The sequence below is a fragment of the Leucobacter chromiiresistens genome, from assembly GCF_001477055.1.
Classification (GTDB): Bacteria; Actinomycetota; Actinomycetes; order Actinomycetales; family Microbacteriaceae; genus Leucobacter; species Leucobacter chromiiresistens_A.
In genome coordinates, this window is sequence record NZ_LDRK01000099.1 from 1 (window position 1) to 10,029 (window position 10,029).

At 71.6% G+C, this 10,029-nt stretch carries 8 protein-coding genes; 2 read left to right on the forward strand and 6 right to left on the reverse strand.

Going from position 1 to position 10,029, the window contains the following annotated elements; genetic code table 11:
* Positions 1 to 136: 136 nt before the first annotated feature.
* The 3 genes from hisS to NS354_RS11300 form a co-directional block, all read right to left on the reverse strand.
* Positions 137 to 1,447, reverse strand: coding sequence for a histidine--tRNA ligase (hisS, locus tag NS354_RS11290; protein WP_058594579.1), 1,311 nt, complete (start codon positions 1,445 to 1,447; stop codon positions 137 to 139).
* A gap of 75 nt (positions 1,448 to 1,522) precedes the next feature.
* Positions 1,523 to 3,142 carry a solute symporter family protein gene (locus NS354_RS11295; RefSeq protein WP_058594580.1) on the reverse strand — a complete coding sequence of 540 codons (1,620 nt, stop codon included), beginning with the start codon at positions 3,140 to 3,142 and terminating at the stop codon, positions 1,523 to 1,525.
* Positions 3,139 to 3,489 carry a DUF485 domain-containing protein gene (locus tag NS354_RS11300; protein WP_058594581.1) on the reverse strand — a complete coding sequence of 117 codons (351 nt, stop codon included), beginning with the start codon at positions 3,487 to 3,489 and terminating at the stop codon, positions 3,139 to 3,141. Before NS354_RS11300 ends, NS354_RS11295 begins: the two co-directional genes overlap by 4 nt.
* 108 nt (positions 3,490 to 3,597) lie before the next feature.
* Between NS354_RS11300 and NS354_RS11305 the strand changes: the two genes are divergently transcribed.
* Positions 3,598 to 4,542, forward strand: a complete 945-nt coding sequence (locus NS354_RS11305; RefSeq protein WP_058594582.1) for a helix-turn-helix transcriptional regulator — start codon at positions 3,598 to 3,600, stop codon at positions 4,540 to 4,542.
* Positions 4,543 to 4,603: 61 nt separating this feature from the next.
* On the opposite strand, the gene NS354_RS11310 is transcribed toward NS354_RS11305, so the two are convergent.
* Positions 4,604 to 5,311, reverse strand: coding sequence for a MazG nucleotide pyrophosphohydrolase domain-containing protein (locus tag NS354_RS11310; protein WP_058594583.1), 708 nt, complete (start codon positions 5,309 to 5,311; stop codon positions 4,604 to 4,606).
* A gap of 129 nt (positions 5,312 to 5,440) precedes the next feature.
* Between NS354_RS11310 and NS354_RS11315 the strand changes: the two genes are divergently transcribed.
* On the forward strand, positions 5,441 to 5,929 hold the full coding sequence (locus NS354_RS11315; protein ID WP_058594584.1) for a hypothetical protein: 489 nt from the start codon (positions 5,441 to 5,443) through the stop codon (positions 5,927 to 5,929).
* A 99-nt stretch (positions 5,930 to 6,028) separates the two neighbouring features.
* Here NS354_RS11315 and mfd read toward each other — a convergent pair whose 3' ends face one another.
* On the reverse strand, positions 6,029 to 9,667 hold the full coding sequence (mfd, locus tag NS354_RS11320; RefSeq protein ID WP_058594585.1) for a transcription-repair coupling factor: 3,639 nt from the start codon (positions 9,665 to 9,667) through the stop codon (positions 6,029 to 6,031).
* The coding region (pth, locus tag NS354_RS11325) for an aminoacyl-tRNA hydrolase (RefSeq protein WP_193750770.1) at positions 9,664 to 10,029 on the reverse strand (366 nt) is incomplete at its 5' end. The genes mfd and pth, both read right to left, overlap by 4 nt.

The window sequence follows — 10,029 nt, forward strand, 5'->3', positions numbered from 1 at the left end:
TGAGAGATTCGGCGTCGGTGCGGCCGGTTCAGGCGCTCGGGTCTCACCGAAGCCGGATCCCGCACGGAGCACGGCCGGTCAGCCGGCTCCGCCGCCGTCCAGCCGACGCGGCCGGTCGACCGCCGCCGCGCCGACCTCAGTCGGCGAGATCGCGGAACTCGAGCGCGTCGGCGTCGCGCACACCGGCGCGCACGTTCGCGACGCGCGCGAACCCCTCGCCGGCGATGCGGGCGAGCAGCGTCTTCATGTTCTTCTGCCGCTTCTCGAGGCGCACGCGGTGGCCGCGGTCGACGAGGGCGCGCTTCAGCGCGAGCAGATCCGCCAGCTCGACGTCGGCGTCGGCGATGAGCGCCACCGCCTCCGGTCCCGTCGACTCGGGCAGGGTCAGCAGGTCGACGACGCGCTCGAAGCCGATCGAGAAGCCGACGGCGGGCACGTCCTGCCCCAGGAAGCGGCCGACCATGCCGTCGTAGCGGCCGCCGCCGCCGACGGAGCTGCCGGAGCCCGGGTGCGCCACCTCGAAGATCGTTCCGGTGTAGTACCCCATGCCGCGCACGAGCGTCGGATCGAAGCGCACCGCCACCCCCGCGGGCAGGCCGTCGTCGAGCGCCTCGCCCAGGGCGACGAGGTTCGCGACGCCGTCTTCGGCGGCCCCCTCGGGCAGCACCCCCGCGATCGCCTCGCGGGTGAGTGGGATCCCGGCCCCGGCGCCGTCGGCGCCGAGCGCCGGCTCGACCGCCGCCAGCACCGCGCCGATGCGCTCGGCGGCATCGCCGTCGATCGCGCGCAGCTCCTCGACGACGCCGACCGCGCCGATCTTGTCGAGCTTGTCGATCGTGATGAGGGCGCGGTCGTGCGTCTCCGGCGCGAAGCCGCAGTGCGCGAGCAGACCGAACAGGATGCGGCGGTCGTTGACGCGGATCACGCAGCCGTCGAGTCCGAGCGCGGCGAGCGCCTGCGAGGTCGCCGTGATGAGCTCGATCTCGGCCAGCAGGCCGGCCTCCCCGATGATGTCGATGTCAGCCTGCACGAACTGGCGGTACCGCCCCTTCTGCGGCCGCTCCGCCCGCCAGACCGGCGCGATCTGGATCGAGCGGAACACCGGGGGCAGCTCGGCGCGGTGCGACGCGAAGAAGCGGGTGAGCGGCACCGTCAGGTCGAAGCGCAGCCCCAGGTCGGCCAGCTGCTCCGCGTCGCCGGCCTCCGCGGCTGCGGCGAGCGCCTCGGGCCTGATGCCGCGCTTCAGGATCGAGAAGCTGAGCTTCTCGTTGTCGCCGCCGAGCCCCGCATGCAGCCGCGCGTAGTCCTCGACCACCGGGGTCTCGATCTCATCGAAACCGTGCGAGCGGTAGACGCTCCTGATGATCCCCAGCGCGTGCTCGCGACGCGCCTTGTCAGCGGGAAGGAAATCGCGCATGCCGCGCGGCGGGTTCACGGGTTGGGCCATGGTTCACCATTCTTCCACGGCCTCCGCTCCCCCGCCGCGCGACCGGACCCGCGCGACGGGCCCGGTCGCCCGTCGTCAGTGCTGCACCGGCGGTTCGGCTCCGTAACCGGTGAGCGCGCGCACCTCCATCTCGGCCGCCAGCCGCTTCGACTCCTTGCGCGAGCTCGTCACCGATCCGAGCCAGCCGAGCAGGAAGCCGAGCGGGATCGACACGATGCCGGGGTTCTGCAACGGGAAGACGGCGAAGTCGACGTCTGGGCCGAGCATCGCGGTCTCGCTCCCCGAGACGACGGGCGAGAGGGCGATGAGCACGACCGCCGACAGCAGGCCGCCGACCATCGACCACACGGCTCCCCGCGTGGTGAACTTCGACCAGAAGAGCGAGTAGAGGATCGTCGGCAGGTTCGCCGACGCGGCGACCGCGAATGCCAGGGCGACGAGGAAGGCGACGTTCTGCCCCTGCACGCCGATGCCGCCGAGGATCGCCGCGGCGCCGATCACAAGCGTCGTGATCCGGGCCACCTTCACCTCCTGCTTCGCCGAGGCACGGCCCTTCTTGAGCACGCTGTTGTAAATGTCGTGCGCGAACGAGGCGGAGGCCGTGATCGTGAGGCCCGCGACGACGGCGAGGATGGTGGCGAAGGCGACGGCCGAGATGAACCCGAGCAGCAGCGGGCCGCCGAGCTCTGCAGCGAGGAGCGGGGCCGCGGAGTTCTGCCCGCCGGGGGCTTCGGCGATCGTCTCGGGGCCGACGAGTGCGCCCGCCCCGTAGCCGAGCACCAGGGTGAAGAGGTAGAAGATGCCGATCAGCCAGATCGCCCACACCACCGACTTTCGGGCGTCCTTCGCCGTCGGCACCGTGTAGAAGCGCATGAGCACGTGCGGCAGGCCCGCGGTGCCGAGCACGAGGGCGAGCGCGAGGGAGACGAAGTCGATCGGGTTCGCCCCGTACTGCAGGCCGGGGGCGAGGATCGCGGCGCCGTTGGCGTTCTCGGGGTGGTTGACGGCGGCGTCGAGCACGGCGGAGAAGTTGAAGCCCTTGAGCGCGAGCACCCAGATGGTCATGGCTCCGGCTCCGGCGATGAGCAGCACCGCCTTGATGATCTGCACCCACGTGGTGCCCTTCATACCGCCGATGAGCACGTAGCAGATCATGACGACGCCGACGACGGCGATCACGAGCGACTGCCCGAGCGCGTCGTTCACGCCGAGCAGCAGCGACACGAGCCCGCCCGCGCCGGCCATCTGCGCGAGCAGGTAGAAGAACGAGACGGCGAGGGTCGTGAGTGCCGCCGCCATGCGCACCGGCCGCTGCTGCAGCCGGAACGAGAGCACATCGGCCATCGTGAACTTCGCGGTGTTGCGCATGAGCTCGGCGACGAGCAGCAGGGCGACGAGCCAGGCGACGAGGAATCCGATCGAGTAGAGGAACCCGTCGTACCCGTTGATGGCGATCGCTCCCACGATGCCGAGGAACGACGCGGCCGAGAGGTAGTCGCCCGCGATGGCGACGCCGTTCTGCCGTCCGGAGAACGAGCGGCCCCCGGCGTAGAAGTCGGCGGCGCTCTTGTTGCTGCGGCTCGCGCGGATCACGATGACCATCGTCACCGCGACGAAGACGAGGAAGATGGCGATGTTGAGCACGGGGTTCTGCTCGGCACCGGTCTGCTCTGCGGGCAGGATGGCGGCGTTCATCGGCCGCCCTCCATCGCCTCGAGCTCGGCGCGGAGCGCCGTGGTGCGCGGATCGAGGCGGCGATTGGCGAACCGCACGTAGGCCATGGTGATCGCGAACGTCGTGACGAACTGCGCCAGGCCGAACCACAGCCCGACGTTCATGCCGAGCATGGGGGTCGCCATGAAGTCGTGCGCGAAGGCGGCGAGCACCACGTAGAGCAGGAACCAGAGCATGAACGCCGCCGCGAGCGGGAACACGAACCGCCGGAATCGATGTTTCAGCTCGTGGAATTCGGGCCGTGCCTGGAATGCGACGTAATCGATCGGATCACGCTGCCCGTCATGCGGGCCTGCTGCTTCGGTCACTCGTTTCTCCCTTGAACGCAAGCTTCCTCGTCGCGTCGATGCGACGACTCACGCCGATCCTAGAAAACGCGTGTTAGCGTGAACTACCTCCGAAAGAGGGGAGATGCGATGCAGCGGATGCACGACGAGCACGCCCGGCGGATCCTGAGCGATGCGGTCGTCGAGTTCGCCCGGGCCTCCCGGTTCGACATCGCGTTCGGCGGCCTCGAACGGTTCGGAGACGCCGAGCTCAGCGCCGTGTCGGGCAGCGAGCACGGGTGCCTGGAGGGGCTGCTGGTGCGCGCCGACCGCGGCCTCGGCGGCCGCGCGCTCCGGGAGCGCATGCCGCGCATCGCCGTCGACTACGTGGGCAGCCGGCAGATCACCCACGAGTACGACGCCCACGTGCGCGGCGAGGGCATCGTCGGCCTGTTCGCGATGCCGGTGCTCGTCGACGGCGCCCCGCGCGCCGTGCTCTACGGCGGGTGGCGCGGGGCCGCGAGGCCCTCCGGTTCGTTCGTGCGCGAGGCCGCGGGCGTGGCGCGGGATCTCTCCCGCGAACTCCGCATCGAAGACGAGGTGGTGCGGCGGCTCGAGCGCCGGCGCGCCGGATCCGCCCGACCGGACCCCGCCGGATCCGCACCGAGGGCCTCGGCCGGGTCCCCGGGTTCGCCCGGCTCGCTCCCCCCTCCGACCATGGAGGCGCTGCGCACCGTCCACGCCGAGCTGCGCGGCGCGCTCGCGGAGTCGTCCCTGCCGCACCTGCGGCATCGGCTGCGCGCCATCGAGCATCGCCTCACCGCTCTCGCCGCTCCGCCCGCGCACTCCGGCGCTCGGCGCGCACCGCATCCGCCGCATGCTCCGCACGCCCCCGCCGCGGTGCGGCTGTCTCCGCGCGAGATCGACACGCTCGCCCAGGTCGCGCTCGGCGGTACGAACGCCGAGGTCGGCCGCGCCCTCGGGCTCGCCGAGAACACCGTCAAGAGCTACCTCGGGGCCGCCATGACGAAGCTCGACGCGTCGACCCGCCATGCGGCGGTGTCGCGCGCTCGCGCGCTGGGGCTGCTGCTGTAGCGCGCCGGGGCACGCATCGGGTCTCCGCAGGCCGGGCAGGGGCCCCGGCCGCCGCCTTCCGTCACCCCTCGTCGTGGAGCACGCGCGCGGTGAGCCTGTCGACGGCGAGCCGCAGCGCACGATCGGGATCCACGCCCGCGCGGTTCGCGCGCATCAGCATCGCGAGCATCGCGTCGCCGATGCCGAACTCGGCGAGCCGCTGCTCGTCGGGCCCGATGAGCGCGGCGAGCGGATCCTCGGGGTACGCGTCACCGGCCCCGGGGTCGATCAGGCCCGCGCGCTTCAAGCGCTCGATCACCTTCGCCGCGCGCGCGAGCGTCGGCATGCCCGCCGGGATCCCCTCGAGCGGGCCGCGCGATCCCCGGTCCTCTCCCGCCGCGTCCTCCTTCAGCCGCTCCCACTCGGCGTGCAGCTCCTCGACGGTCATGTACCCTCGGTCGCCGAAGACGTGCGGGTGCCGGCGCACGAGCTTCTCGTTCAGCGTCGATGCGATGCCGTCGAAGTCGTAGCCCTCGCCGTCCCGCTCGGCGATCGCCGCGTGGAAGAGCACCTGGTAGAGCACGTCGCCGAGCTCGGACTGGATCTCCGACGCGGGCAGCTGCCGCTCGATCGCGTCGATGAGCTCCGCCGTCTCCTCGACGAGGAACTGGGTGAGCGATTCGTGCGTCTGCGTCTCGTGCCAGGCGCACCCCCCGGGGGCGACGAGCCTGCGCACCGTGGCGAGGAGCGCATCGAACGGACGTGGGTCACCGGCTGCGTCGGTCCTCATGCTCCCCCACCCTATCGGGCCGCGGCTGCCCGCCTCCTGGGCCATCGCTCCCTGAACGAACCCTGATAGCCTGGTGCGGTCCCGGGGAGACCCGCTGGGGCGATACCGCATACAAGGGGGAAAATTTTCATGACCGACAAGAAGTCGCTCGTCAAGGTCGCCGGGATCCTCGGAGCCGCCGCGCTGACGTTCAGCCTCGCCTCGTGCTCGGGCGGGCAGAGCGTGGCCGACGCCTGCAACATCGCGAACTCCACGGTGAACGAGGCGACCGGAGACCTGCAGAGCGTGCTCTCGGACGCGATGTCGGGCGAGGGCGATCTGAGCGCCGCGTTCGATCCGATCACCGAGGCGCTCGAGGAGGCGCAGGCGGAGGTCACCAACGAAGAGGTCTCGAGCGCGCTCGCCACCTTCACCGACGAGCTGTCGGCCATGAGCGGCACGCTCGAAGGCTACGAGATCCCCGACACGAGCAGCATCGACCCGTCGGATCCGGCGGCTATGGACAAGCTCGAGCAGATGCAGGCCGAGGCCGAGGAGATGACCACGAAGCTCCAGGAGCAGTCGACCTCCCTCACCGAGGCCGGGCAGAAGCTGCAGGATCTCTGCTCCGCAGGCTGATCCCGATCACGTGACGCGGGCCTCGCACCTCAGGGTGCGGGGCCCGCTCTCGTTCCGGATCGTGCGAGGCGCCGGGCGCACGGCCCACGCCGCGCAGCGTCAGGCCTCCGCCGGTGCGTCCGCTTCGAGCAGCGTCGCCAGTACGCGGCCCGTCCACGCGACGATGTCCCCCTCGTCGCCCACGAGCTTCTGGCCGACCCCCGCGAGCGGGCTCCGCGACGAGGCGGTGCCGCCGGGCAGGGGGATCTGCAGGCTCTTCGAGGCCTCCACGTAGCGCGCGCCCGGGTACATGCGATTCATGCGCATGCGGCGGGAGTCGAGCAGCTCCACCGGCTCGATGCGGAGCGCGGGGCCGGCGGCGACGACCTTCGAGAGGCCGAGCCGCGAGGCCCGGCGTCGGAGCGCCGAGACCGCCGCGAGGCGCTCGACCTCGACGGGCGGGGCGCCGTAGCGATCGGTGAGCTCCTCGAGCACCAGCGACACGTGCTCCTCCGGTGCCTGGGGGTGCGATGCGGCGGAGAACTTCTGGTACGCCTCGAGCCGCAGACGCTCGCTCTCGACGTAATCCTCGGGAATGTGGGCGTCGACGGGCAGCTCGAGCACCAGCTCCGTGGTGCCGGTCGTCTCCTCGCCCTTGAACGAGTTGACGGCCTCGCCGATCATGCGCAGGTAGAGGTCGAAGCCGACCCCGGCGATGTGGCCCGACTGCTCCCCGCCGAGCAGGTTGCCGGCGCCGCGCAGCTCGAGGTCCTTCAGCGCCACCTGCATGCCCGAACCGAGCTCGTTGTTCGTCGCGAGCGTGTCGAGGCGCTCGTGCGCGTGCTCGGTCAGCGGCTTGTCGGGGTCGTACAGGAAGTACGCGTATGCGCGCTCGCGACTGCGCCCGACGCGGCCGCGCAGCTGGTGCAGCTGGCTCAGACCGTACTTGTCGGCGTTGTCGATGATGATGGTGTTCGCGTTCGCGATGTCGAGTCCGGTCTCGATGATGGTCGTCGAGACGAGCACGTCGAATTTGCGCTCCCAGAAGTCCTGCACCACCTGCTCGAGCTGATGCTCGCCGAGTTTGCCGTGGGCGACGGCGACGCGGGCCTCGGGCACGAGCTCGGCGATCTGGTTCGCCACCCGGGTGATCGACTGCACGCGGTTGTGCACGAAGAAGACCTGCCCCTCGCGCAGCAGCTCTCGGCGGATCGCGGCGGTGATCTGCTTGTCGCTGCGCGGCCCGACGAACGTGAGGATGGGGTGGCGATCCTCCGGCGCGGTGGCGAGGGTCGACATCTCGCGGATGCCGGTGACCGCCATCTCGAGCGTGCGCGGAATCGGCGTCGCGCTCATCGCGAGGATGTCGACGTTCGTCTTCAGCTTCTTCAGCGCATCCTTGTGCTCGACGCCGAAGCGCTGCTCCTCGTCGATGATGACGAGCCCCAGGTCCTTGTACCGCACGCTCTCCGCGAGCAGCCGGTGCGTGCCGATCACCACGTCCACGGTGCCCGCGGCGAGGCCCTCGATCGTGTCGCGCGACTCCTTCTCCGACTGGAAGCGGCTCAGCGGGCGCAGACGCACGGGGAACCCGGCGAAGCGGTTCTGAAAGGTCTCCAGGTGCTGCGTCACGAGCAGGGTCGTCGGCACGAGCATCGCGACCTGCTTGCCGTCCTGCACCGCCTTGAACGCGGCGCGCACGGCGACCTCCGTCTTGCCGAAGCCGACGTCGCCGGCGATCAGGCGATCCATCGGGATGGTGCGCTCCATGTCGCGCTTCACCTCGTCGATGGTCGTGAGCTGATCCATCGTCTCGGCGTACGGGAACGCCTCCTCGAGCTCGTGCTGCCAGGGGGTGTCGGCGGAGAACGCGAAGCCCTTCGAGGCGACGCGCGCCGAGTACAGCTTCACGAGCTCGACCGCGATGTCGCGCACCGCCTTGCGGGCCTTCTTCTTGGCGCTCGCCCAGTCGCTGCCGCCCATCTTCGAGAGCGTCGGGGCCTCGCCGCCGACGTACCGCGAGAGCTGGTCGAGCTGATCGGTGGGCACGTAGAGCTTGTCGCGCGGCATACCCCGCTTGGTCGAGGCGTACTCGAGCACGAGGTACTCCCGCAGCGCCTTCGTCGCGTCGCGCCCGATGCCGGTCGGCACCATCCGCTGCGTCAGCTCGACGAACTGGCCGATGCCGTGGGTCTCGTGCACGACGTAGTCTCCCGCCACGAGCTTCAGCGGATCGACGACGTTCTTGCCGCGGCGCTTCGCCAGCTTCTGCCCCGCGGCGGCCTGGGAGCCGGCCGACCGGCCGAAGAACTCGGCCTCCGTCGCCAGCAGCAGGCGCGCCTCGCCGCTCTCGAAGCCCGACCAGGCGGTGCCGGTCACGAGGTAGACGATGCCGTCCTCCCACGTCTCGGGCAGCTCGTCGACGATGCGGGCGGCCGCGCCGGCCTCGGCGAGCACGTCGCGGGCGCGCTCGACGAGCCCGATGCCCTGCGCGGTGACCACGGCGTGCCAGCCGTCGCGCAGGCGCTCGCCGATGAGTCGGATCGCGGCGCCCGTGGCATCGCCGGCCTGCGCCGGCCGCGGGAAGGCGCCGCCGTGCACGGCGACCACCGCGGGGTCGTCGACCGTGTCGGCGTCGAATGGATCGCCTCCCGGTGCCGGCTCATCGCGCACGAAGTTCGACACGGACCACCAGGGGCGCGCTCGCGACGCGGCGCGCAGCGCCTCCATCGAGAGCATGCCGCTGTCGTCCACGGGCACGGGCGCGTCGGCGCCGGCCGTCGCGGCCTGCCAGGCGGCCTCGAGGAACTCGCGGTTCGTATCGGCGAGGCTGACGGCGCGGCTCGCCACCCGCTCGGGCGACACGACGAGCACGGCGCCGCCGTCGGGGAGGAGGGCGGTGAGGGGCGACAGGCCGGGAACCAACTGCGGGAGCAGGCTCTCCATGCCCTCGACGGCGATGCCCTCGCTCATCTTCTCGAGCAGCGACCCGAGTGCGGGGAAGCGCGGCAGCAGCGCGGCCGCGCGTTCGCGCACCTCGTCGGTGAGCAGCAGCTCCCGCGCCGGCCAGAGCTCGACCGCATCGAGCGGCTCGCCGGCGCTGCGCTGATCGGAGACCGCGAAGCGCTTGATCTGGTCGATCTCGTCGCCGAAGAAGTCGACGCGCACCGCCTGCTCCGCCGTCGGCGGGAAGACGTCGAGGATGCCGCCGCGCACGGCGAACTCGCCGCGCCGCGTCACCATGTCGACCCGGGTGTACGCGTACTCCACGAGCCGTCGGGCGATCGCCTCGAGTCCGTCGGAGGAGCGCCCCGCGGAGAGCACCACCGGTTCGGCGAGGGCGGCGTGCGGCGACACGGGCTGCAGCGCGGCGCGCACCGACGCCACCATCACGAGCGGGGTCTCGCCGTCGTACTCGCGCAGGAGCCGGAGGGCCTCGGCCCGTCGGCCCACCGTCTCGGCGCTCGGGCTGAGCCGCTCGTGCGGCAGCGTCTCCCAGGCGGGGAACTCGGCGGTGATCGCATCCGGCAGCAGCGAGGCCAGCGCCGAGCGCACCGCGTCGGCCTCGCGACTGGTCGCGGCGACCACGAGCAGCGCACCGCGATCCCCCGCGGCGCGGCGCCTCCGCAGCAGACCGGCGATGAGCGGTGCGCGCAGTCCCTCCGCGATCGAGAACTCGGCGTCGCCCCCGCTGGCGTCGAGCGCGGCGGCGAACGACTCCGACGCCTCCAGAAGGCGGTCGAGCCCGCGGAGCGTCACTGCGCGCTCCTGCCGTGGAAGCGCTGCTGAGCGGCGAGCAGCCCCTCGTCGACGAGCGCCTCGACCGCGTCCGCCGCGTCCTCGAGGAGCACGGGCAGCGTGCCGCGCTCGCTCGTCGCGAACGGCTTGAGCACGAAGTCGGCGGGATCCTGCTGCCCCGGCGGTCGGCCGATGCCGACGCGGACGCGCAGGAAGGCGGGGGTGCCGAGCGCCTTCGCGATGTCGCGCAGCCCGTTGTGGCCCCCGTGGCCGCCGCCCTGCTTGAGCTTGACGGTGTCGAACGGCAGATCGAGGTCGTCGTGGAGCACGATGACGCGCTCGGCGGGAATCGCGAAGTACTTCGCGAGGGCCGACGTCGGCCC

Coding starts and splice junctions, on each gene's coding strand:
- NS354_RS11295 (WP_058594580.1), bottom strand. CDS start 3,142: ATGAACGCCGCCATCCTGCCCGCAGAGCAGACCGGTGCCGAGCAGAAC.
- NS354_RS11305 (WP_058594582.1), top strand. CDS start 3,598: ATGCAGCGGATGCACGACGAGCACGCCCGGCGGATCCTGAGCGATGCG.
- NS354_RS11310 (WP_058594583.1), bottom strand. CDS start 5,311: ATGAGGACCGACGCAGCCGGTGACCCACGTCCGTTCGATGCGCTCCTC.
- hisS (WP_058594579.1), bottom strand. CDS start 1,447: ATGGCCCAACCCGTGAACCCGCCGCGCGGCATGCGCGATTTCCTTCCC.
- NS354_RS11315 (WP_058594584.1), top strand. CDS start 5,441: ATGACCGACAAGAAGTCGCTCGTCAAGGTCGCCGGGATCCTCGGAGCC.